The 22,783-nt window shown below is 70.1% G+C and carries 19 protein-coding genes and 1 pseudogene; 4 read left to right on the forward strand and 16 right to left on the reverse strand.

Annotation, left to right across the window (positions count from 1 at the left end):
- Positions 1-56: 56 nt before the first annotated feature.
- The 3 genes from ACF1AG_RS28945 to ACF1AG_RS28955 form a co-directional block, all read right to left on the reverse strand.
- Entirely contained in the window at positions 57-1,058 is a 1,002-nt protein-coding gene (locus tag ACF1AG_RS28945) for an FKBP-type peptidyl-prolyl cis-trans isomerase (protein ID WP_359600835.1), read from the reverse strand.
- A 138-nt stretch (positions 1,059-1,196) separates the two neighbouring features.
- Positions 1,197-2,558, reverse strand: a complete 1,362-nt coding sequence (pafA, locus tag ACF1AG_RS28950) for a Pup--protein ligase (protein ID WP_024885172.1) — start codon at positions 2,556-2,558, stop codon at positions 1,197-1,199.
- Between the two features lie 9 nt (positions 2,559-2,567).
- On the reverse strand, positions 2,568-3,827 hold the full coding sequence (locus ACF1AG_RS28955; RefSeq protein ID WP_387796677.1) for an MFS transporter: 1,260 nt from the start codon (positions 3,825-3,827) through the stop codon (positions 2,568-2,570).
- An 88-nt stretch (positions 3,828-3,915) separates the two neighbouring features.
- Between ACF1AG_RS28955 and ACF1AG_RS28960 the strand changes: the two genes are divergently transcribed.
- Positions 3,916-4,917, forward strand: a complete 1,002-nt coding sequence (locus tag ACF1AG_RS28960) for a LacI family DNA-binding transcriptional regulator (protein WP_387796675.1) — start codon at positions 3,916-3,918, stop codon at positions 4,915-4,917.
- 447 nt (positions 4,918-5,364) lie between these two features.
- On the opposite strand, the gene prcA is transcribed toward ACF1AG_RS28960, so the two are convergent.
- The 6 genes and pseudogenes from prcA to arc all read right to left on the reverse strand — a co-directional run bounded on the left by prcA (position 5,365) and on the right by arc (position 11,227).
- On the reverse strand, positions 5,365-6,111 hold the full coding sequence (gene prcA / locus ACF1AG_RS28965; RefSeq protein WP_359607504.1) for a proteasome subunit alpha: 747 nt from the start codon (positions 6,109-6,111) through the stop codon (positions 5,365-5,367).
- A gap of 64 nt (positions 6,112-6,175) precedes the next feature.
- Entirely contained in the window at positions 6,176-7,021 is an 846-nt protein-coding gene (prcB, locus tag ACF1AG_RS28970; protein WP_359607506.1) for a proteasome subunit beta, read from the reverse strand.
- Positions 6,973-7,164 (reverse strand): annotated as a pseudogene (locus ACF1AG_RS28975) (endonuclease domain-containing protein); the annotation flags it as partial. The pseudogene ACF1AG_RS28975 and the gene prcB, both read right to left, overlap by 49 nt.
- Positions 7,165-7,299: 135 nt before the next feature.
- Positions 7,300-7,518 (reverse strand): ubiquitin-like protein Pup, encoded by a 219-nt coding sequence (locus ACF1AG_RS28980; protein WP_359607508.1) that lies wholly within the window; start codon positions 7,516-7,518, stop codon positions 7,300-7,302.
- Positions 7,519-7,717: 199 nt separating this feature from the next.
- The gene (gene dop / locus ACF1AG_RS28985) at positions 7,718-9,229 is read right to left on the reverse strand and encodes a depupylase/deamidase Dop (RefSeq protein WP_359607510.1); all 1,512 of its coding nucleotides are present in this window, start codon (positions 9,227-9,229) and stop codon (positions 7,718-7,720) included.
- A gap of 231 nt (positions 9,230-9,460) precedes the next feature.
- Positions 9,461-11,227, reverse strand: a complete 1,767-nt coding sequence (gene arc / locus ACF1AG_RS28990) for a proteasome ATPase (protein WP_359607512.1) — start codon at positions 11,225-11,227, stop codon at positions 9,461-9,463.
- Positions 11,228-11,478: 251 nt separating this feature from the next.
- Here arc and ACF1AG_RS28995 point away from each other — a divergent pair, with 251 nt between their 5' ends.
- Entirely contained in the window at positions 11,479-11,778 is a 300-nt protein-coding gene (locus ACF1AG_RS28995; protein ID WP_359607514.1) for a ferredoxin, read from the forward strand.
- An 81-nt stretch (positions 11,779-11,859) separates the two neighbouring features.
- On the opposite strand, the gene ACF1AG_RS29000 is transcribed toward ACF1AG_RS28995, so the two are convergent.
- From ACF1AG_RS29000 to ACF1AG_RS29010, 3 genes are all read right to left on the reverse strand, one after another.
- The gene (locus ACF1AG_RS29000) at positions 11,860-12,435 is read right to left on the reverse strand and encodes a hypothetical protein (RefSeq protein ID WP_387796671.1); all 576 of its coding nucleotides are present in this window, start codon (positions 12,433-12,435) and stop codon (positions 11,860-11,862) included.
- 220 nt (positions 12,436-12,655) lie between these two features.
- Positions 12,656-13,558: a tRNA (adenine-N1)-methyltransferase gene (locus tag ACF1AG_RS29005; RefSeq protein WP_359607170.1), complete on the reverse strand. Its 903-nt coding sequence runs from the start codon at positions 13,556-13,558 to the stop codon at positions 12,656-12,658.
- Positions 13,559-13,618: 60 nt separating this feature from the next.
- The gene (locus ACF1AG_RS29010; protein WP_359607168.1) at positions 13,619-15,160 is read right to left on the reverse strand and encodes a site-2 protease family protein; all 1,542 of its coding nucleotides are present in this window, start codon (positions 15,158-15,160) and stop codon (positions 13,619-13,621) included.
- Positions 15,161-15,385: 225 nt separating this feature from the next.
- Between ACF1AG_RS29010 and ACF1AG_RS29015 the strand changes: the two genes are divergently transcribed.
- Together ACF1AG_RS29015 and ACF1AG_RS29020 are read left to right on the forward strand one after the other, a co-directional pair.
- A complete protein-coding gene (locus ACF1AG_RS29015; protein ID WP_359607166.1) occupies positions 15,386-16,330 on the forward strand; it encodes a PD-(D/E)XK nuclease family protein in 945 nt (314 codons plus the stop codon).
- 14 nt (positions 16,331-16,344) lie between these two features.
- Positions 16,345-17,016 (forward strand): response regulator transcription factor, encoded by a 672-nt coding sequence (locus ACF1AG_RS29020; protein ID WP_024885186.1) that lies wholly within the window; start codon positions 16,345-16,347, stop codon positions 17,014-17,016.
- A gap of 76 nt (positions 17,017-17,092) precedes the next feature.
- Here ACF1AG_RS29020 and ACF1AG_RS29025 read toward each other — a convergent pair whose 3' ends face one another.
- From ACF1AG_RS29025 to ACF1AG_RS29040, 4 genes are all read right to left on the reverse strand, one after another.
- Complete coding sequence (locus ACF1AG_RS29025; RefSeq protein ID WP_391810620.1) at positions 17,093-18,679, reverse strand: ABC transporter substrate-binding protein; 1,587 nt, start codon at positions 18,677-18,679, stop codon at positions 17,093-17,095.
- Between the two features lie 63 nt (positions 18,680-18,742).
- Positions 18,743-20,350, reverse strand: coding sequence for an ABC transporter substrate-binding protein (locus ACF1AG_RS29030; RefSeq protein WP_391810621.1), 1,608 nt, complete (start codon positions 20,348-20,350; stop codon positions 18,743-18,745).
- Positions 20,351-20,799: 449 nt separating this feature from the next.
- Positions 20,800-21,501 carry an HAD family phosphatase gene (locus ACF1AG_RS29035; RefSeq protein WP_359607161.1) on the reverse strand — a complete coding sequence of 234 codons (702 nt, stop codon included), beginning with the start codon at positions 21,499-21,501 and terminating at the stop codon, positions 20,800-20,802.
- 202 nt (positions 21,502-21,703) lie between these two features.
- A partial coding sequence (locus tag ACF1AG_RS29040) for a vitamin B12 dependent-methionine synthase activation domain-containing protein (RefSeq protein WP_359607159.1) occupies positions 21,704-22,783 on the reverse strand: 1,080 nt, incomplete at its 5' end.

Consider the following 22,783-nt stretch of genomic DNA (forward strand, 5'->3'; position numbering starts at 1 on the left):
TGCTCCTGCTTGTCTACGGAAAGGCGAACACGCACAGTCTTGCATCCCGGCGGGGGTCACAGCTTCGCGAGGATGTCCACGGAGAAGACCAGCGTGGAGTCCTTCTGGATGCCGCTGCCCTGCGGCGGGTTGTCGCCATAGCCCAGCTCCGGCGGGATGACGACGAGGACGCGGCTGCCGACCTTCTTGCCGGTGAGGCCCTGCGCCCAGCCCTTGACGACCTGCTCGAGCGAGAAGGAGGTCAGCTGGCCGCGGCCGTAGGTGGAGTCGAACTCCTTGCCGCCGTCCCACAGCACACCCTTGTACTGCACCAGGACGCTGTCCTTGGCGCCGACCTTCTCGCCGTCACCCTCGATGACGTAGTTCGCCACGAGCTTCTTCGGCGCGTCGGAGTCCGGCACCTCGATGGAGGGGGCCTTGCCGTCGGTGTTGGTGCCGACCTTCGGCAGGTCGATGTTGTCCTGGGCGACGTCGGTGCCCTTGGCGGAGCTCTTGGCGTTGAACGTGTCCTGCACATCGACCACGAACACCAGCGTGTCGGTGCCCTTGATGCCCGCCTGCGCGTTGCCCTGGTCGCCGTAGCCCCAGGTGGGCGGGATCGCCATCTGGACGCGGCTGCCGGCCTTCTTCCCCACGAGTCCGTAGCGCCAGCCGTCGATGATCGTGCCCTGCGCGAGCTGGATGGCCAGGGGTTCCTTGCGGTCGTAGGAGTTGTCGAACACCTTGGCGGTGCTCCAGACCTGGCCCAGGTAGTGGGCGACGACGAAGTCGTTCTCCGCGATCGTGCGCCCGCCGCCCGCGATGACCGTCTTGACCGCGAGGTCCTTGGAGGGGTCGCCGCTGCCCTTCGCGACGGTCGGCTTCTCACCGAACTCGGTCCCGGCCGTGATCGCCGGCAGCGGCCCCTCGACGATCTTCGGCGACGGCGCCGCCGACGCCTCGGACTCGGAGGGGGCGGCCGTTTCGCTGGCCTTGCCGGAGTCGGACTTGTCGTCGCCGCACGCGGCGAGGGCGGCCAGTCCAGCGGGAACGGCAATGAGAAGTGAGCGTCGGCGCACGGTGGGGGCCTCGTAATCATCGATCTTGTGGATGGCGTCCGCGCAACTCTACGGCGTGAGAAGGGCGCCGCACGGTGTAACGTACGGCGCCCGTGTGACGTTCCGGGTGTTTCGTCAACTCCCGGAGGACAGGTCCTCTCACATGCCGGCGATCAGCTTCTCCACCCGCTCGTCCACCGAACGGAACGGGTCCTTGCACAACACGGTGCGCTGGGCCTGGTCGTTGAGCTTGAGGTGCACCCAGTCGACCGTGAAGTCACGGCGCTGCTCCTGGGCGCGCCGGATGAAGTCGCCCCGCAGCCGGGCCCGAGTGGTCTGCGGCGGCACGGACTTGCCCTCGAAGATCTTCAGGTCGTTGCAGATCCGGGCGGCTTGTCCCTTCTTCTCGAGCAGGTAGTACAGGCCACGACGGCGGTGGATGTCGTGGTAGGCGAGGTCTATCTGCGCGACCCGCGGGTGCGACATGGTCATGTTGTGCTTGGCGCGGTAGCGCTCGAGCAGCTTGTACTTCATGACCCAGTCGATCTCGGTGCCGATGCGGTCGAGGTCCTCGGCCTCGATCGCGTCCAGCGTGCGGCCCCACAGCTCCAGCACCTGGTCGACGGTGCCGGTGCGGATCCCGCGGCGCTCGCAGAAGTCCACCGCCTTCTCGTAGTACTCGCGCTGCACCTCCAGCGCGGACGCCTCCCGGCCGCTGGCCAGGCGCACCTTGCGGCGGCCCGTGATGTCGTGGCTGACCTCGCGGATCGCCCGGATCGGGTTCTCCAGGGTGAGGTCACGCATGACGGTGCCGGCCTCGATCATGCGCAGCACCAGGTCGGTGGCGCCGACCTTGAGCAGCATGGTCGTCTCGGACATGTTCGAGTCGCCGACGATGACGTGCAGCCGGCGGTAGCGCTCGGCGTCGGCGTGCGGCTCGTCCCGGGTGTTGATGATCGGACGGGAGCGGGTCGTCGCCGAGGAGACGCCCTCCCAGATGTGCTCGGCGCGCTGGCTGACGCAGTAGACGGCGCCGCGCGGCGTCTGCAGCACCTTGCCGGCCCCGCACAGCAGCTGCCTCGTCACCAGGAACGGGATGAGGATGTCCGCGAGCCGGGAGAACTCCCCGTGCCGGGCCACGAGGTAGTTCTCGTGGCACCCGTAGGAGTTTCCGGCCGAGTCGGTGTTGTTCTTGAAGAGGTAGACGTCGCCCGCGATTCCCTCCTCGTGCAGGCGTCGTTCGGCGTCCACCAGGAGTCCTTCGAGAATGCGCTCGCCGGCCTTGTCGTGGGTGACCAGTTCGGTCACGTTGTCACATTCCGGCGTTGCGTATTCCGGATGTGACCCCACGTCGAGATAGAGGCGGGCGCCGTTCCGCAGAAAGACATTGCTGCTTCGGCCCCATGACACGACACGGCGGAAGAGGTACCGCGCCACCTCGTCAGGCGACAGGCGGCGCTGTCCCCTGAACGTGCACGTGACGCCGTACTCGTTCTCCAGCCCGAAAATGCGGCGGTCCATGAGGGAACATTACGCCCGATCCTTCGAGCTGAAACGGGGTTCGACGGCACGGTTCGGATCATTTTCCGGACCGGCCGCGACAACCGCCGTCCTGGCCGGAACCGCCAATACCCTTCCGGTGGCGATCAAAACCAGCAGCGACACGCCGCCCGCCGCACCCGGTACGGCGAATCCCCAGAGCGCCCCGCCGGCCTCGACCACGGGCCCGGTCACTCCGGTGCCGAGCGACGCGCCGACGGTGAAGGTCGTCACCAGCCAGGAGAACGCCTCGGTGACCGTCCCGCGCGGCGCGTGCCGGTCCACCAGGACGAACGCGCACGCGATCGCCGGGGCCAGGAAGACTCCCGCGAGCACCATGAGCAGCGTCATCGCCACCGGACCCGGCATCAGCATGAGCGGCAGGTAGAACACCGCGAGCAGCGCCACGATCGCCTGGAGCCGCCGTGCGGGCTCCCCGGCCCACTGCCGTGCCCCGTACGCGATGCCGCCGACCAGCGCGCCCAGCCCGATCCCGGCCATCATCCAGCCGTACACGGCGTCGCCGCCGTGGTCGTCGGAGTACGTCACCGCGGCCACCGTGATGGACCCCAGCGCCATGCCGACCGCCAGGAAGGCCCCGAGCAGCGCGATGAGACCGGGTGAGCGCAGCGCCCCCAGCCAGTGCGCCTCACGCGGGGCCGACCGCCAGGCCCGCGAGGGCGGCGACACGACCACGGACAGGGCGCCCAGCACCCCGATGACGTTCAGCACGATCAGCGCCGCCTGCGCCGACCACAGGGAGACGCACACCGTCACGAGCAGCGGCCCGACGGCGAACATCACCTCCTGGGCCACGGCGTCGAGGGCGTACGCCCGGTGCACGTGCTCCTCCTTGGGCAGCACCGAGGACCACAGCGCCCGTAGCCCGCCCTCCAGCGGAGGAGTGAACAGCCCCGCCAGGGCGACGGCGGCGACCGCGACGACCAGCGACCCGGTCCCGGTGAAGGCGAACACCGCCATCGCCAGCGCCGACAGCAGCGCCGCCGGCAACTGCACCCGGGGCTGCCCCTTCAGATCGACGAGCCGCCCGAGCACCGGCTGCCCCACCGCGTTGGACACGCCGTACACCGCGGCGAGCACACCGGCGAGGCTGTACGACCCGCCTTCCGCCCGCACGAACAGCACGATCGCGATCGGCGCGGTCGCGTTGGGCAGCCGTCCCACCAGCGTGCCCACGAGCAGCCGGGTGGCGTGCCGCGCCCGGAGGATGTCCAGGTAACCCGTCGCCATACCGGCCCTCTCACCGAAGTGTTACGTATAACTAAGCCCTCCATACGTACCATGACCGCTGTTCACCAGTCCAGACGAAGGAGCGCCGGTGCCCAGAGCCAGGACCCGCCCGACGAGCCGGGACGTCGCCCGGGAGGCAGGCGTGTCCCAGGCCGCGGTGTCGCTCGTGCTGGGCGACAAGTGGCGGGGCCGGGTCTCCGAGGCCACGGCGGAACGCGTCCGCGAGGCCGCCCGCGCGCTGGGTTACCGCCCCAACCTCGCCGCCCGCAACCTACGGCTGGGCCGTACGCGGACGGTCCTGCTGGTCGTGCCGGCCCTGACCACGGAGTTCTTCGCGGGGGTCTACACGGGCGCGGCCCGCGTCGCCTCCCGCCACGGCTTCGGCGTGGTGCTCTACCCCTCCCCCGAGGGCATCGGCCCGGCCCGCGACCCGTTCGCGTCCGCCCAGGCCGCGTTGGACGGCGTCATCGCGTCCTCGATGGCGGCGGAGGCGCTCACCGCGATCCGGGGCGACCAGCTTCCCCTCGTCATGCTGGACAGCGACCCTGCCGCGTCCGGCACCACGGTGAACCTGGACATCGCGGACGGGGTCCGTCAAGTGACCGAGCACCTTCTTGGGCTGGGCCACCGCCATTTCCTGCACCTCGGCGCGGACGTACCGTCCTGGACCTTCGAGGTCCGCGCACGGGAGCTGCAGGCGCGGCTCCGCCGCGTGCCGGGCACGTCGCTGCGCACGGCGCGCTCGCCGATCTCCATCAAGGGGGCGGAGGCCGCGGCGGAGACCGCGCTTGCCCCGGGGAACGGGGTGACGGCGGTCGTCTGCGACGACGACCAGTTGGCGGCGGGCGTCTACAAGGCGGCCCGCCGCCTCGGGCTGCGCGTCCCCGCGGACCTCTCCGTCACCGGAATGGACGATCTGGCGCTCGCCACGGCGATCGACCCTGAGCTGACGACTGTCCGGCTGGACGCGGAGCTCTTCGGCGAACGGGGCATGCAGACGCTGCTCGCCGTCCTGAACGGCGAACAGCCCTCCGGGACGGACATCCCGGTCCACCTGGAGGTCCGGGGTTCCACGACCCGGGTTCCGTAAGGGCGGGCACGGGCGGGTATCGACGCACCCGGCCCCGACAGTCACCCGCGTCGGTGCGCGCCGGGGGGTGTTCGCGCACCCCGGCGCTTACGGGGTGCCGCCGCGCCCACCCGTGCCGCCCCAGGCGGCACGACTGCCCGCAGTTGGCGGGCGACGCCCGCCAGCCGGTGGCGGTGTAGTCGCCCACGGCGGGGAGGGGACGGGGTGGGGGTGGGCGCCCGCAGCGGCTGGCGCGTCCGTGCCCTGCACGTAGAAGCACGCACTCTCGCGCCAGACCGAGGACGACTACCCCCGCCGCGGCCCCGCACCACCACCCCACCCTGGGCGCTACGTCAGCCCCCCCCACGGACCGCAACCCTGCGCCGCAGGCGTCAGACCGCAACCCCTACCGGACGGGCACCCACCCCGCAGGCGTCATACCGCAACCCCACCGGGCAGGAGCGCGGCCTACTCCACGTCCCCGCCCGACCGCGTCTCCTCCGAGGACCCGCCGCCTGCCGCCTCCAGGAGGCGAACCAGCTGCCGCCCCTCGATCCGCTTGAACTTCCGCTTCTGCGGCCGTGTCCGGTCCAGCACCGCCACCTCCAGCCGCTCCGCGGGAATCTCCCGCTCGCTGCCGTTCGTGTCCCGCGACAACGCCTGGACGGCCAGGCTCAGCGCCTCCGCCAGCGTCATCCCGTCCCGGTGCCGCTGGTCGAGGTACCCGCTGATCTGCTCCGCGTTGCCCCCGACCGCCACCGAGCCGTGCTCGTCGACGATCGACCCGTCGTGCGGCAGCCGGTAGATCTGGTCCTGCTCCGGGGTCTCCCCGACCTCGGCCACCACCAGCTCCACCTCGTACGGCTTCTCCCCCACGCTGGAGAAGATCGTGCCGAGCGTCTGCGCGTAGACGTTCGCCAGACCGCGCGCGGTGACGTCACCGCGGTCGTAGGTGTACCCCCGCAGATCGGCGTACCGCACGCCACCGATCCGCAGATTCTCGTACTCGTTGTACTTGCCGGCCGCGGCGAACCCGATCCGGTCGTAGATCTCGCTGAACTTGTGCAGCGCACGGGACGGGTTCTCGCCGACGAACACGATCCCGTCGGCGTACTGCAGCACGACCAGGCTGCGGCCTCGGGCAATGCCCTTGCGGGCGTACTCCGCCCGGTCCGCCATCGCCTGCTGAGGTGAGACATAGAACGGCGTCGACACCGGTTACCCGTCCCTTTCTGTCGAAGTCACTGGACCACCCTGAAGGACCACGCTGAGCCCTGCTCTACAGCAACGAGGCCCGAGGCCCGTCCGGCTGCTCCAGCCTGCGCTCCAGCACGGACCGGGCGATGTCGGACGACTCGTCCTCGGAGAGCCGGCGGTAGCCGTCCTCGGTGATCACGGTGACGATCGGATAAATCCGGCGCGCGACATCGGGACCACCGGTCGCCGAGTCGTCGTCCGCCGCGTCGTACAGCGCCTGCACCACCAGCGTGGTGGCCTCGGCCTCGCTCAGATCTTCACGGAACAGCTTCTTCATCGCACCGCGCGCGAAGATCGACCCGGATCCGGTCGCGGCGAACCCGTGCTCCTCGGACCGTCCGCCGGTGACGTCGTAGGAGAAGATCCGGCCCTTCTCCCGGTCCATGTCGTACCCGGCGAACAGGGGCACCACGGCCAGGCCCTGCATGGCCATGCCCAGGTTCGAGCGGATCATCGTCGACAGCCGGTTGGCCTTGCCCTCCAGCGACAGCTGCGCGCCCTCGACCTTCTCGAAGTGCTCGAGCTCGAGCTGGAACAGCTTGACCATCTCCACGGCGAGGCCCGCCGTGCCGGCGATGCCGACCGCCGAGTACTCGTCGGCCGGGAACACCTTCTCGATGTCCCGCTGCGCGATCACGTTCCCCATGGTGGCCCGCCGGTCACCGGCGAGGACCACACCGCCGGGGAAGGTGACGGACACGATGGTCGTGCCGTGCGGGGCCTCGATCACGCCCTGCACGGGCGGCAACGTCCTCCTGCCCGGCAGCAGCTCCGGCTGGTGCTCGGAGAGGAAGTCCATGAAGGAGGAGGAGCCCGGCGTCAGGAAGGCAGCCGGCAGACGCCCGGTGCCAGGAGTATTGGCTTCCACGAAGTTCCTTCCAGGTAGGCAGCTGCCCGACGAACAGCGTCGGGATCATCTCCCAACTTGCCGATGGCCGAATTGCAGTTGAAGCACATTACGCCACGGACCCTACCCGCCCCACAGCAATGATCCACATTTACGACAACAGCTTCTGGAAGAGCCGTCGGCGCCACCACCCGGAGCCGAGCGGACGCCGCCCGCGACCGGCCACAGGACCGGCCGCGGACAGCGCCCTCTCCTCACCGCCTACCGCAGTGACTGCCGAACCGGCGAAGCCGGTGAGGCTACTCGCCGCCCTTCTGCACGAAGGACCGGACGAAGTCCTCGGCATTGGCCTCGAGCACGTCGTCGATCTCGTCCAGGACGTCGTCCACGTCGTCGTTGAGCTGCTCGTGACGCTCCTTGAGGTCCTCGGAAGCCTGCGTCTCTGCCGCCTGCTCCTCGACCTCCTCGGTGGACCGCGTGGCCTTCTGCTGTCCGCCGCCGGTGTCCTTGGTCGCCATCACCCTCACCCCGCTCGGTTCGCCCGACACAGTTGCTCGGTCAAGATCAGACCCTACAAGCCGGGTCCGACAATGCCCCCGCAGTTGCTCCAACGTACGGGGACCACCTCGATGATTCCCGGACGGGCGGACTTCCACCCTGTCCGGCCGGTCCGTACCGGGTACTCGCAGGTACCCGGTACGGGCGCGGCTCACCCGCTCAGCCGCCGGAAAGCACCCTGACCAGGTCTTCCGCCGTCCGGCAGCGGTCCAGGAGCGCCTTGACGTGATTACGCGTTCCGCGAAGCGGTTCCAGGGTTGGGACCCGCTGGAGCGAGTCCCGGCCCGGCAGATCGAAGATCACCGAGTCCCAGGAGGCGGCCGCGACGTCGTCCGCGTACTGCTCCAGGCACCGCCCGCGGAAGTAGGCGCGGGTGTCCTCCGGGGGCTGCGTACGGGCGCGCTCGACCTCGGCCTCGTCGAGAAGCCGCTTCATCCGTCCGCGGGCCACGAGACGGTTGTAGAGGCCCTTGTCGGGGCGTACGTCGGCGTACTGCAGGTCGACCAGGTGCAGCCGGGCGGCGTCCCAGTCGAGGCCGTCACGGCGCCGGTAGCCCTCCATGAGCTCCCGCTTGGCGACCCAGTCCAGCTCGCCGGCCAGACTCATCGGATCGTTCTCCAACCGGGTGAGCGTGTCCTCCCAACGGGTGAGGACGTCCTTCGTCTGCTCGTCCGCGTCGGCCCCGAAGCGTTCCTCCACGTACTTGCGGGCCAGCTCGTAGTACTCCATCTGAAGCTGCACCGCGGTCAGCGTCCGGCCGCTGCGCAGCGTGACCAGGTGCTTCAGCGAAGGATCGTGCGACACCTGGTGCAGGGTCCGCACCGGCTGGTCGACGGCCAGGTCCACCGCGATGAACCCGTCCTCGATCATCGACAGCACCAGCGCGGTCGTGCCGAGCTTGAGATAGGTCGAGATCTCGGAGAGGTTCGCGTCGCCGATGATCACGTGCAGCCGCCGGTACTTCTCGGCGTCCGCGTGCGGCTCGTCGCGCGTGTTGATGATCGGGCGCTTCAGCGTGGTCTCCAGGCCCACCTCGACCTCGAAGTAGTCCGCCCGCTGGCTGATCTGGAAGCCGTGCTCGTGGCCGTCCTGGCCGATGCCGACGCGGCCGGCGCCGGTGAAGACCTGCCGGGAGACGAAGAACGGCGTCAGATGGCGCACGATGTCCGAGAAGGGGGTCTCCCGCTTCATCAGGTAGTTCTCGTGCGTGCCGTAGGACGCGCCCTTGTTGTCGGTGTTGTTCTTGTACAGGTGGATCGGCTGGGCGCCCGGCAGCTGCGCGGCCCGCTCCGCGGCCTCCGCCATGATCCGCTCGCCGGCCTTGTCCCACAGCACGGCGTCCCGCGGGTTGGTGACCTCGGGGGCGCTGTACTCCGGATGGGCGTGGTCGACGTAGAGCCGCGCGCCGTTGGTCAGGATGACGTTGGCCAGGCCGATGTCCTCGTCGGTGAGCTGGCTGGCGTCGGCCGTCTCCCGGGCGAGGTCGAAGCCTCGCGCGTCGCGCAGCGGATTCTCCTCCTCGAAGTCCCAGCGGGCCCGGCGGGCCCGGTGCATCGCCGCCGCGTAGGCGTTCACGATCTGGGACGAGGTGAGCATGGCATTGGCGTTGGGGTGGCCGGGGACGGAGATCCCGTACTCCGTCTCGATGCCCATTACTCGCCGTACGGTCATGCGGCCCTCCTTGCCCGGCGGCGTCCCCGGTCGGGGGCGCTGCTGTACCGCTGGCGCTCCGGTGCGTGTGCGGTGCCCGTCCCCGCACTGCGCGACTCGGCGGTACGGACGAGCCTAGAACGCCTTCGCCCTGGTGGGGAGATCATTTGCGTCATTGCTGTGCTCCAGCCGTGGCCCGAAAAGCAGTCGGCTGCGGGTACCCGACGTGGGCACCCGCAGCCGCCCTTGCTTTTACAGGTACTGACCGGTGTTCGCCACCGTGTCGATGGAGCGTCCGGTGTCCGCGCCCTGCTTTCCGGTGATGAGGGTGCGGATGTAAACAATCCGCTCGCCCTTCTTTCCGGAGATCCGGGCCCAGTCGTCCGGGTTGGTGGTGTTGGGCAGGTCCTCGTTCTCCTTGAACTCGTCCACGCAGGCCTGGAGGAGGTGGGAGACGCGGAGACCCTTCTGGTTCTTCTCCAGGAAGTCCTTGATCGCCATCTTCTTGGCGCGGCCCACGATGTTCTCGATCATGGCACCGGAATTGAAGTCCTTGAAGTACAGGACTTCCTTGTCGCCGTTGGCGTAGGTGACTTCCAGGAAGCGGTTCTCCTCGGATTCCGCGTACATCTGTTCCACGGCGGTCTGGATCATGCTCTGGACCGTCATGGACTTGTCGCCGCCGTGCTCGGTGAGGTCGTCGCCGTGCAGCGGGAGGCGCTCGGTGAGGTACTTGCCGAAGATGTCCTTGGCCGCCTCGGCGTCCGGACGCTCGATCTTGATCTTCACGTCCAGCCGGCCGGGACGCAGGATGGCGGGGTCGATCATGTCCTCACGGTTGGAGGCACCGATCACGACCACGTTCTGCAGGCCCTCCACACCGTCGATCTCGGCGAGCAGCTGCGGGACGATAGTGTTCTCCACGTCCGAGCTGACGCCGGAGCCACGGGTGCGGAAGAGGGACTCCATCTCGTCGAAGAAGACGATGACGGGAGTGCCCTCGCTGGCCTTCTCCCGGGCCCGCTGGAAGACCAGGCGGATCTGCCGCTCGGTCTCACCGACGTACTTGTTCAGCAGCTCGGGGCCCTTGATGTTGAGGAAGAAGCTCTTGCCGGCGGCGACACCGGTGACCTCGGCGACCTTCTTGGCCAGCGAGTTCGCCACGGCCTTGGCGATGAGCGTCTTTCCGCATCCGGGAGGCCCGTAGAGCAGCACGCCCTTCGGCGGGCGCAGCTCGTGCTCCTTGAACAGGTCCGGGTAGAGGTACGGGAGCTCGACCGCGTCACGGATGGCCTCGATCTGGCCGCCGAGGCCGCCGATCTGCTCGTAGCCGATGTCGGGGACTTCCTCGAGGACGAGTTCCTCGACCTCGCTCTTCGGGACCACCTCGTAGACGTAGCCGGAGCGGGGCTCCAGCAGCAGGGCGTCGCCGGGACGGATGGTGACGTCCAGCAGCGGCTCGGCGAGCCGCACCACCCGCTCCTCGTCGGTGTGGCCCAAAACCAGGGCACGCTCGCCGTCCTCGAGGATCTCCTTGAGGGTGACGATCTCGCCCACGCGCTCGAACTCCATGGCCTCGACCACGTTGAGCGCTTCGTTGAGCATCACTTCCTGGCCGCGCCGGAGGTCCTCCAGCTCGACGTTCGGGCTCACGTTCACCCGCAGCTTGCGGCCGCCGGTGAAGATGTCGGCCGTGCCGTCCTCGTTCGCCGTGAGGAAGACACCGAAGCCGGCCGGGGGCTGGGCCAGCCGGTCGACCTCCTCCTTGAGGGCCACGATCTGGTCGCGGGCCTCACGGAGGGTGCTCGCCAGTCGTTCGTTCTGGGCGGACACACCGGCCAGGTTTGTCTGCAGCTCGACGATCCGCTCTTCGAGAATTCTCGTGTGCCGCGGAGAGTCGGCGAGCTTGCGTCGCAGGACGGCGATCTCCTGCTCAAGGTAGGCGATCTGCCCGGCCGGGTCGTCGGACCCGCGTCCCGGGCGGATGCCGCGGTTCATGTCGTCGTCGTGGGCTGCCACGGTCCTCACCTCCTCCAAGGGGAGTTGGACGCTTCCAGACCCTACCTGGGCGGGTGTCGATTGAAACCCCTAGATCACAAAGACGGTCGGGGTGTGTCCGATCTTCACCCTTGCGCTCTCCCTCACGCCAGGGGAATACCCATCGAGAATGATCGGAACCCAGTCGGCGTTAGGGTCGACGTGTTCAACACCCGTCGGAGCTGGCCGGATTCCCGCTCGGCTCGGCGCACCCAACGGCAGGAGAGACGATCGTGCAGCAGGAGGCCGCAACCGGCGCCGAGGCCCTGGAGGTCTGGATCGACCAGGATCTGTGTACCGGCGACGGAATCTGCGCCCAGTACGCGCCAGAGGTGTTCGAGCTGGACATCGACGGCCTGGCGTACGTGAAGAACGGGCAGGACGAACTGCTCCAGGACAAGGGCGCGGCAACGCCCGTCCCGCTGCCGCTCCTCACGGACGTCGTCGACTCCGCGAAGGAGTGCCCCGGCGAGTGCATCCACGTCCGGCGCGTTTCGGACAGCGTCGAGGTGTACGGGCCCGACGCGGGGTGACCGCCGCCGCACGGCCGGTCACGCCTGTCCGAATTCCTCACACGCCCGGGCGCACGCGGTCGCCGCGCGCCCGGGTGCGGGTCACACGCTCCGCGCGTCGGACGGCGCGGAGCGGACGAACGCGCCGTTCTCCCAACGCCACTTCACCGTCTCGCGCACGTCGGGGCAGCAACGGGGCACGTCGGTGGTCGAGTAGCCGAGCAGCGTGGCGACGACGTCCCCGCCGCGTACGGTGAAGTTCTCGACGTTGGTGCGGTCCTCGGGATCGACGAGCGTGGCCACCAGGCGCGGCTCCGCGCCGGCGGCCTGCGTGAGCACGTAGACGCCGTCGGGCGGGGTGCCCATCGGTGCGTCGCAGTGGACCGCGGCGACCGTCTCGGGGCGGCCGTCGCCGTCGAGGTCGCCGGACGCGTGCTTCTTCACCACCAGCTTCACGGGACCGCAGTCGAGCGGGAAGTCCACGTCGGCGGGGTCCGGCGGCAGCGCCTGCGCCGGTGCGCTCCTCGTGTGCGGGGCGCCCGGCGCGGCGGCGGTCGCGTGGTCGGGCTGCAGGACGGAGGAGAGCGCCACGACACCGGCGACAGCCGTGGCGGTGGCGACCCAGTGGATGGGCCGGGCGTGCGTGTGGGCGAGCTCCGGAACGGCGGAAGACTGCACGAGGAGTGTCTCCTGTGAGGGCTGTGCCGGTGGGGGTGGCCAGCATCGTGCCACACGTCACAGGACGGAGGGAACGGCGGGGTCCGCAGTCGTCGTGCGGAGGTGTGCCGTGGGGTCCGGCTCGGGTCCGGGCGTCAATGCTTCGGCGCCGTGCCGCAGTTCCCGCCGGGAGGGGGGAACTGCGGCACGGCGCCGGAGCGTTGCAGGGGCGCGGACCGCGTCAGCGGCCGGTGCCTCCGTCGGCGTTGGGGCCGGAGTAGTCCTCGCCGTAGGCGCCCTTGGCCGGGCGGCGCCGGCGCATGGGCGGCTCCACGCCGTCGGCGAGCCGGCGGGCGGTGAGCAGGAAGCCGGTGTGACCGATCATCCGGTGGTCGGGGCGGACGGCCAGGCCCTCGATGTGCCAGTTGCGGATCATCGTCTCCCAGGCGGTCGGCTCGTTGAAGCAGCCGATCTCCCGGATGGACTCGACGGTCCGGGCGAGCTGGGTGGTGGTGGCCACGTAGCAGCAGAGGATGCCGCCGGGGACGAGCGCCTTGGAGACGGCCTCCAGGCACTCCCAGGGGGCGAGCATGTCGAGGATGACGCGGTCGACGTCGGCGTCGGACAGGTTGTCCTGGAGATCGCCCACGGTGAGCTGCCAGGCGGGGTGCGGGCCGCCGAAGTAGCGTTCCACGTTCTGCCGGGCGATGTCGGCGAAGTCCTCGCGGCGCTCGTAGGAGTGCAGCATGCCCTGGTCGCCGATGGCGCGCAGCAGGAAGCTGCTGAGCGAGCCGGAGCCCACGCCGGCCTCGACGACGCGCGCGCCGGGGAAGATGTCGGCGAAGGCGAGGATCTGCCCCGCGTCCTTCGGGTAGACGACGGCTGCCCCTCGGGGCATGGACAGGACGTAGTCGGGGAGCAGGGGGCGCAGCGCGAGGTAGGCGACGTTCCCGGTGGTGCGGACAACGCTGCCCTCGGGAGCGCCGATCAGTTCGTCGTGGGGGAAGGAACCCTTGTGGGTGTGGAAGTTCTTCCCGGCCTCGAGCGTGAACGTGTAGTGGCGGCCCTTGGGGTCGGTCAGCTGTACCTGGTCCCCGACCTTGAAGGGCCCGCGCCTGCGGGCGGCACCGGTCGGTTCGGACATGTGACCAGCCTACCGGTCCCCGGAGGGGCCGCCGACCACGGACGGCGGCGGGGAGGCGGGTCAGGAGGGGCGCGCCATGGCCTTCACGAAGGCCCGCTCCACATCGGCTGCGGACAGCACGCCGTAGATCTCCCCGGTCTCCTCGACCACCAGGTACTCGGTGGCGGGCGTCGCGCGCAGCGCGTCCAGCAGTTCCTCCCCCGCCAGTTCCGCGGAGACGCGCATGCCCTCGGTGATGTCCTGGGCGAGCGTGCCGACCGGCACCCAGGGGCGCCGGTGCTCGGGCACGCCGACGATCGCGGCCTCGCGGACCAGGGAGAACGGCACGCCCTCGGCGTCGACGACGACCAGCGCGCGGGCGCCGGCCGCGTTGGCCCGGCGCAGCGCCTCGGAGAGCGGGGCGTCGCTCTCCACGGGGACCGCGCGTCGGGTGAGGGTGCGGGCGCGCAGCTCGGGCAGGTGCTCGCGCAGCCGGGCCATGCGCAGGCTGTTCCCGGCGCCGGTCCAGATGATCGCGGCGAGGATGGCGGCGAGCAGGGCGTCCAGGACGGTGTCCATGCCGACGTTGTCCACGGCGTCGGAGCCGAGCGCCCCGGACTGGGTGAGCAGCGGCAGCCCGATCAGCACGCAGACGGCGAGGGCGCGGCCCACCCAGGCCGCGGCGACGGTGCCGGTCATGGGCTTGCCGGTGATCGCCCAGACGACCGCGCGGAGCATCCGGCCGCCGTCCAGCGGCAGACCGGGCAACAGGTTGAAGACGGCCACGATGAGGTTGGACACCATCAGTCCGGCCAGCAGCACCCCCGGCACACTGCTCGGGTCGACGGCGAGCAGACCGAGGTAGAACAGCCCGGCGAGCACCAGGGACAGCAGTGGGCCGACGAACGCCAGTACGAACTCTCTGCCGGGCGTCTCGGCCTCCTTCTCGATCTCGGAGACGCCGCCGAAGAACTGGAGCTGGATGCGGCGCACCGGGAGCTTGAAGCGGAGGGCGGCGATGGTGTGCGCCAGTTCGTGCACGAGCACGGAGGCGTAGAAGGCCACCGCGAAGAACAGGGAGACCAGATAGCTGACCGCGCCCAGCTCGGGCAGGACGCGGTCGATCTGGCCGCCGAACACCCAGGTGATGAGGATGGCGACGAGGAACCAGCTGGGCGCGACGTACACGGGCACGCCGAACGGGCGGCCCATCAGCAGTCCGCCGCGCTTGCGCTCCTCGGGGCGTTGCGGGGGCTGTCCCTTGCCGCTTCCGGAGTGGGCGAACGGGTGGTCGGGGTGCTCGGGCCGTCCGGCGGGCGCGTGGGAGGGGCGGTCCGCCGGGGCTTCCGTGTGCGCCGGGGTGCGGTGCCGGTCGTGGCCGGGCGCGGGGGCGTCGTGCTCCGGGGCGGCGCCCGTGTCGTGCGGCGAGCCGCCCCCGGGGGCCTGGGCGCCGGGACCGGGCGTGGGGCCCTCGGGCCGGGCGTCCGTCTCGTCGACGGGCTTCGCGGAGGGGGTCGTGGGGGCGTCGCCGGTGTCGCCGGGGGCCTGGGCCTCGGGCCCGGCGTGCTCGGCCGACTCGTCGTTGCCGGGCCGCGGCTGTCCGCGCCCGCCGCTTACGTCCACCGGTGTCCCCTCGTTCGCTGCGTCTCCCGCGCCTGCCGGACGGGAGGGTCCTGGTTCGATGGTATGCGGCGTCCGCCGCCTCTTCCGCCCCGCACCCCTGTCTCTACCCCCTCGTTCCCCTTCCTCCCCACGCTCCACCGTGGCACCCTCCCTGCCCACGTGCCCCGGAGGAGGTTGTCCACAGGGTCGCCGTGATGTCGGCGGCGGGCCGTAAGGTCTGTGGTCATGGAGACGAGCACCGAGGGCGCGGCACGGCCCGAGATCAGCCCGGCCGGGCCCGGCGAGGCAGCGGACACGGTCGTGGTGGCCGGCCCACCCGCCGCGCCGCCCGCCTCGCTGTCGCCGTCCCGTGCGAGTGACTTCATGCAGTGCCCGCTGCTGTACCGGTTCCGGGTGATCGACCGGCTGCCGGAGAAGCCGAGCGAGGCGGCGACCCGGGGCACTCTGGTGCACGCGGTGCTGGAGCGGCTGTTCGACGCCCCGGCCGGCGACCGCACGGTGCCGCGCGCGAAGTCGCTGATCCCCGGCCAGTGGGACCGGCTGCGCGAGAGCAGACCGGAGGTCACGGAGCTGTTCGCGGACGACCCGGAGGGCGAGCGGCTGGCGCGCTGGCTGACGGAGGCGGAGGCGCTGGTCGAGCGGTGGTTCACGCTGGAGGACCCGAGCCGGCTGGAGCCCGCCGAGCGGGAGCTGTTCGTGGAGGCGGAGCTGGACTCCGGGCTGCGGCTGCGCGGCATCATCGACCGGGTGGACGTGGCGCCCACGGGCGAGGTGCGGATCGTCGACTACAAGACGGGCAAGGCGCCCCGCCCGGAGTACGCGGAGGGCGCGCTGTTCCAGATGAAGTTCTACGCCCTGGTGGTGTGGCGCCTGAAGAAGGTGGTCCCGCGCCGCCTCCAGCTGGTGTACCTGGGCAGCGGGGACGTGCTGACGTACGACCCGGTGCTCGCGGATCTGGAGCGGGTGGAGCGCAAGCTGCTCGCGCTGTGGGAGGCGATCCGTCGGGCGACCGAGACGGGCGACTGGCGGCCCCGGCCGACGAAGCTGTGCGGCTGGTGCGACCACCAGGCGCACTGCCCCGAGTTCGGGGGCACTCCCCCGCCCTATCCGCTGCCCTTGAGGGCGCCTGAGTCCGGCGGGGCCGAGCAGGGCAGAATGGGGCCGGACTAGCGAAGGAGACTTACGTGGCCATCCGCGTCCTACTGGTCGACGACCAGCCGCTGCTGCGCACCGGATTCCGGATGATCCTGGAGGCCGAACAGGACCTCGCGGTCGTCGGCGAGGCCGGGGACGGACTCCAGGCCCTGGACCAGGTGCGGGCGCTGCAGCCCGACGTGGTGCTCATGGACATCCGCATGCCGCGGATGGACGGGGTGGAGGCCACCCGCCAGATCACCGGCCCGGAACGGAACGGTCCGGCGAAGGTGCTGGTGCTGACGACGTTCGATCTCGACGAGTACGTGGTGGAGGCGTTGAAGGCGGGGGCCAGCGGCTTCCTGCTGAAGGACGCCCCGGCCAACGAGCTGGTGCAGGCGATCCGGGTGGTGGCCGCCGGTGAGGCGATGCTCGCTCCGAGTATCACGCGCCGCCTGCTGGACAAGTACGCCACGCATCTGCCGTCCGGCGAGGAGCCCGTGCCGGACACCCTGCACACGCTGACCGACCGCGAGGTCGAGGTGCTGAAGCTGGTGGCGCGCGGGCTGTCCAACGCGGAGATCGCCGCCGACCTGTTCGTCAGCGAGACCACGGTGAAGACGCACGTGGGCCATGTGCTGACCAAGCTGGGTCTGCGCGACCGTGTGCAGGCCGCGGTGTACGCGTACGAGAGCGGGCTGGTGCGCCCCGGCGCGCAGTAGCGCGACGTCGTCCCGGACAAGCGTGGGGGCGCCCTCCCGGTCGGGAGGGCGCCCCCACGTTCGTGTGTGCGGCGGGTCAGCTGCTCTTGCTCAGCTCCCAGAACCGGAACACGGTGGACGCGTCGAGGCAGTACTCGAGGCCGTAGACGCCGTCCTGGACGACCGCGTACTGCTTGCCCTGCCAGATGGGCAGCAGCGGGATGTCCTCCGCGACCTGGTCCTGGATCGCGCCGAACTCCTTGTCGGTGGCGCCGCGGTCGCTCTCGGCGGCGGTGCGCGGCAGGAGCGACTTCGTGATCTCGCCCGGGTCGTAGTTGTTGGAGAGGACGTTGCCCTCGCCGAAGAACGGGGCGGTGAAGTTGTCGGCGTCCGGGTAGTCCGGCACCCAGCCCTTCACGTAGACGCCGTACTTGCCGGCGGCGACGTCCTTCTCGTACTGGGCGAACTCGACCGACTTCACGTCGGCGTCGAACAGGCCGCTGGCGTTGAGCTGCTTGGCGATCGTCTCGAGCTCCTGGTCGGTGGCCGGGCCGTACCGGGCCGGGGTGGACCAGAGGGTCAGCTCCACCTTCTCGGTGATGCCCTCCTCCTCGAGCGCGGCCTTGGCCTTGGCCTTGGAGGGGCGGGCGCCGTAGGTGTCGAAGAAGGCCGTGTTGTGGCCGGCGACACCGGCCGGGATGATCGAGTACAGCGGGGTGGCGGTGCCCTCGTACACGTCGTGCATCAGGGCGTCGCGGTCGATCAGGTAGGCCATGGCCTTGCGGACGCCGAGCCGGCCGGCGACCGGGTCCTCCATGTTGAAGACCAGGTGCTGCACCTCGGCGCTGCTGCCCTCGACGACCTCGATGCCGCCGTCGCCGGTGTCGGCCTCCTCGATCTCGGTGATGTCCTGGGCGGTGAGACCGCGGTAGGCGATGTCGACCTCGCCCTTCTCCAGGGCCTTCTTCAGACCTCCCTGGTCGCCGTGGAAGAACTGGAGCGTCACACCGGAGTTCTGCGGTTCGGCCGAGCCGCTGTAGTGCTCGTTGACGGAGAAGACGGCCTTGCCGTCGTCGAAGGAGTCCAGCTTGTACGGGCCGGAGCCGACCGCCTTGCCGTCCTCACGCAGACCGTTCGGGTCGTACTCACGGTGGTTGACGATGGCGCCGGCGCCGGAGGCGATCTTGCTGGGGAAGGTGGCGTCGGCCGTGTTCAGCCGGAAGACGACCGTCTTCTCGTCCGGCGTCTCCACCTGCTCCAGGGTCGGGAACATGACCGCGGGGCCGTCGGGGTCGTCGATCTTCAGCATGCGGTCGAAGGAGAACTTCACGTCCTCCGAGGTGAGCGGGTCACCGTTGCTGAATTTCAGTCCGCCCCGCAGCGTGCACGTGTAGACCCGGGTGGCGGTGTCGGAGAACTCGCAGCTCTTCGCGGCGTCGGGCTGCGGCTCGGTGCCTCCCTTGGGGAAGCCCAGGAGCGACTGGAACACGTTGTTGAACAGCAGCCAGGAACCGGGGTCGTATCCGGACGCGGGGTCGGTGGCGAGGACGTCGTCGGACATGCCGACGACGATCTTGGAGCCCTTCGTCGCCGCGTCCCCCTCCTCGGAGCCGCAGCCGGTCAGCAGGCCGGAGGCCAGCACGGCCACGAGGGGCAGTGCCGGCCACTGGGTGCGCAGTTTCACGTGCGATGCCTTGTCGTTTCCGTGGGTCCGGACCGAGCCACCGGATCCCGGCGTACAGATTCGTCAGCCGCTGACACCGCGTCCGAGCTCCCACAGCTGGAGCGTGGAGGACGAGTTGAGCGCGTAGGCGGTGCCGGTGATGTCGTCACGGGCGGCGAGGTACTGCTTGCCCTGCCACAGCGGCAGCACGGGCACGTCGTCGGCCACGATGTCCTGGATCTCCTCGAACGTCTTCGAGGCGTTCAGACGGTCGGCCTGGCGGCGCGACTGGGGGATCAGGTCCTTGCGGACGTCGTTGTTGACGTAGGGCGAGTTGAGGAAGTTGTCCTCGTCGAGGAAGGGCGCGACGAAGGCGTCGGCGTCCGGGTAGTCCGGGAACCAGCCCATGCCGTAGACGTCGTACTTGCCCTTCTGGCCGGCCGGGCGGAACTTGTCCCAGGAGGTGCCCTCGGTGTCCGTCTGGAACAGACCGCTGTCGTTGAGCTGCTTGCTGAGCTGCTCGAACTCGGCCTTGGTGGCGGGACCGTAGTGGTCGGTCGTGTAGTGCAGCGTGAGCTTCACCGGCGTGTCGACGTCAGCCTCCTCGAGCAGCTCGCGCGCCTTGGCCACGTTCGGGTCGCCGTACTTGTTGAAGAAGGCGTTGGAGTGGCCGGTGACGCCGGCGGGCACCAGCGAGAACAGCGGCTCGGCCTGGCTGCCGTAGACCTTGGCGACGAGCTCGTCGCGGTTGATCACCTGGGCCATCGCCTGGCGGACGGCCTTGTCCTTCACCGACTCGGCCTTGGTGTTGAAGGCCAGGTAGCGGATCTCCAGACCCGGGGACTCCACGAGCTCGATCTCGCCGTCGGTGGCGTTGGCCAGCTGCTGGATCTGCTCCGGCGACATGCTGCGGGACATGACGTCGATCTTGCCGTCCTCCAGCGCGTCGCCCATGGAGTCGGCGCTGTCGTACGCGACCAGCTCGACCTTGTCGTTGTTGGCCTGCAGCACGCCCTTGTACGACGGGTTCTTGGTGAAGGTGGCGCGGACCAGGGCGCCGTCCTTGACCTCGGACTCCATCGTGTACGGGCCGGAGCCGTCGACCTCGAAGCCCTCGCGCAGCTTGTCCTTGGCGTAGGCGTCCTTGTTGACGATGCCCGCGACCGGGGTGGACAGCTTGTACGGGAAGGTCGCGTCGGCCGCCTTGAGGTGGAAGATCACCTCGCGGTCGCCCTGCGTCTCGATGGTGTCGATGGTGGACAGCAGGGCGAAGACACCGCTGTCGCCTTCGAGGGAGAGGGCGCGGTCGATGGAGTACTTCACGTCCTGCGCGGTGATCTTGTCTCCGTTGGAGAACTGGAGGCCGTCACGCAGGGTGCAGCTGTAGCGCTCGTTGCCGGCGTCGGTGAAGCCGCAGGACTCGGCCGCCTCGGGCACGGGTTCGCCGTCGCCGCGAGGCTGGACCATCAGGGTCTGGACGGTCTGCCGCAGAATGTTCCAGGTGCCGACGTCGTAGGCCCAGGCGGGGTCGAGGGGGGCGAGCCCTTCCTCCTCCGAGGCGGTGAACCGGTCCGTGGTGCCCACGACGATCGCGTCGCCGTCGCCGCTGCCGCTCTCGGTGTCGCCACAAGCGGCGAGCACCGGCGCGAGCAGGCCCATCGCGGCCGCCAGCACCAAAGTCTTGCGGTTCATGCTCGAATTTCTCCAGGACGTCGTCGTCTCCGCGCCGTCCGCGCGTGCAGGGGTCGGCACGGCGGCGAACAGCGAGGGGTGAGGTTCTCGCGACGAGATTAGTCCGGGTCCGCAGAAGGGTCCGCAGCCCCCGGAGTTGGGGCCTCATCACGCAGCGGAACCAGGTGTGAACGGACCGACAGGGATGACCGGGGAAGGATTGGTGCAGCTTCCCACCAATCAGGACACATGGGCGCGCCGGTGATCTCCCCAATCGGGCGGGATGCACGCCCGGACATCGTTGTCGATGCGTGTGAATGTGGTGAACATCACGTGTGAAAAGTGGCTCGCAGGCCCTGCGGATTCAGCCACCGGCGGCCGGAAACGCATGCGTACGGCTCGGGCGGAACGGCCCCAGGACGGAGCGCCGCGCATGCCGGATCCGCCGACGGTGCACACCGCGTGAGCGGTCAGCGCAGGTCTGTCATCAGACCGCGCAGGAACGGCAGGTCCACGACGTCCAGCGACGGGACGACCGTGCGACGGGCGGCCGGGGTGATCGGACCCACGGAGGGCACCGCGACGACCTGGCAGCCGGCGGCCTCGGCGGCGGTGACGCCCGTGACGGTGTCCTCGACGACCGCGCAGCGCAGCGGGTCGGCGCCGAGTCCGGCGGCCGCCGCGAGGTAGGGGTCGGGGTGCGGCTTGGTGCGCGGCACCTCGTCACCCGCCACGGACAGGGCGAAGTACTCGGCGCCCAGGACGGGCAGCACCCGGTCGATGATGCGCCGGTGGGAGGCGGACACGAGCGCCGTAGGGATCTCGTGCTCGGCCAGCTCGGCGAGCAGGCGCGCGGCGCCCGGCATCAGCGGCAGGTTGTGGTCGATGCGGCTCTCGAAGGCGTCGTTGAGCAGCACCGTGAGCTCGTCGAGACCGATGTCGGCCCCGGTCGCCTCGATGAGGAATCCCGCGCTTCGGGTCATCGGGCCGCCGACCACGATGTGGCGCCAGGCGTCGTCGAGGGTGTGGCCGAGTGACGCGAAGACCTTGGTCTCGACGTCCCACCAGAAGCCCTCGGTGTCCACCAGGGTGCCGTCCATGTCGAGGAGCACGGCCTGGAGGGCCGAGCCTTCGGCCGTAAGGGTTCCGAGCGCGGGGACCGTACTGGTCATCCACATACCTCCTAAAGGGACGATCAGGCCGGTTCCCACGAAGGGAACCGGCCTGCGGTGGACCGACCAGTGTACGTCGTGCGCGCCGGAAGTGCCTGGTGCGGCCTCCGGGGCGGCGGCCGCAAGGGACCGGCGGGCGTCGCCGGCCAGGGGCGTCGCCGGACCGGCGGGCGTCGCCGGCCAGGGGCGTCGCCGGACCGGCTCAGCGGGCGTTGAAGTACTTCGCCTCCGGGTGGTGGATCACGATGGCGTCCGTGGACTGCTCGGGGTGGAGCTGGAACTCCTCGGAGAGCTGCACGCCGATGCGTCCCGGCTCCAGCAGGTCCGCGATCTTCGCGCGGTCCTCCAGGTCCGGGCAGGCGCCGTAGCCGAGGGAGAAGCGGGCGCCCCGGTACTTCAGGGCGAACATGTCCTCCATGACGTCCGGGTCCTCGCCCGCGAAGCCCAGCTCGGAGCGGACGCGGGCGTGCCAGTACTCGGCGAGGGCCTCGGCGAGCTGGACGGACAGGCCGTGGAGCTCGAGGTACTCGCGGTAGGCGTTGGCCTCGAACAGCCGGGCGGTCTCCTCGCCGATGCGGGAGCCGACGGTGACGACCTGGAGACCGACGACGTCCGTCTCGCCGGACTCCTCCGGGCGGAAGAAGTCGGCCAGGCACAGACGGCGGCCACGGCGCTGGCGCGGGAAGGTGAAGCGGGTGCGCTCGTTGCCGTCCTCGTCCAGGATGATCAGGTCGTCGTCCTTGGAGACGCAGGGGAAGTAGCCGTAGACCACGGCCGCCTCCAGCAGGTTCTCCGTCTGCAGCCGGTCCAGCAGACCACGCAGCCGCGGCCGGCCCTCGGTCTCCACCAGCTCCTCGTAGGTGGGGCCGTCGCCCGTGCGGGCCTGCTTCAGACCCCACTGGCCCTTGAACAGCGCGCCCTCGTCGAGCCATGAGGCGTATTCCTTGAGCTGGATGCCCTTGACGACGCGGGTGCCCCGGAACGGCGGGACGGGGACGGGGTTGTCGGTGGCGACGTCGGAGCGGACGCTGCCCTCCTCGGGACGCTCCTCGACCTCCACCGTCGCCGCACGCACCCGCCGCTGCTTCAGCTCCGGCAGCTTCGCGCCGGGGACACCACGCTTGATGCCGATCAGGGCGTCCATCAGGCGCAGACCCTCGAACGCGTCGCGCGCGTAGCGGACCTCCCCCTGGTAGATCTCGTGCAAATCCTGCTCGACGTAGGCGCGGGTGAGGGCGGCGCCGCCGAGAATGACCGGGTAGTCGGCGGCCAGACCCCGCTG

The sequence above is a fragment of the Streptomyces sp. NPDC014764 genome, assembly GCF_043082785.1.
Classification (GTDB): domain Bacteria; phylum Actinomycetota; class Actinomycetes; order Streptomycetales; family Streptomycetaceae; genus Streptomyces; species Streptomyces althioticus.

Excerpts from the sequence above, each read along its gene's own strand:
- pafA (WP_024885172.1), bottom strand. The coding sequence starts at position 2,558 with ATGGACCGCCGCATTTTCGGGCTGGAGAACGAGTACGGCGTCACGTGC.
- ACF1AG_RS28955 (WP_387796677.1), bottom strand. The coding sequence starts at position 3,827 with ATGGCGACGGGTTACCTGGACATCCTCCGGGCGCGGCACGCCACCCGG.
- ACF1AG_RS28980 (WP_359607508.1), bottom strand. The coding sequence starts at position 7,518 with ATGGCGACCAAGGACACCGGCGGCGGACAGCAGAAGGCCACGCGGTCC.
- dop (WP_359607510.1), bottom strand. The coding sequence starts at position 9,229 with ATGACCGTACGGCGAGTAATGGGCATCGAGACGGAGTACGGGATCTCC.
- ACF1AG_RS29005 (WP_359607170.1), bottom strand. The coding sequence starts at position 13,558 with ATGTCCGAACCGACCGGTGCCGCCCGCAGGCGCGGGCCCTTCAAGGTC.
- ACF1AG_RS29015 (WP_359607166.1), top strand. The coding sequence starts at position 15,386 with ATGGAGACGAGCACCGAGGGCGCGGCACGGCCCGAGATCAGCCCGGCC.
- ACF1AG_RS29030 (WP_391810621.1), bottom strand. The coding sequence starts at position 20,350 with ATGAACCGCAAGACTTTGGTGCTGGCGGCCGCGATGGGCCTGCTCGCG.
- ACF1AG_RS29035 (WP_359607161.1), bottom strand. The coding sequence starts at position 21,501 with ATGACCAGTACGGTCCCCGCGCTCGGAACCCTTACGGCCGAAGGCTCG.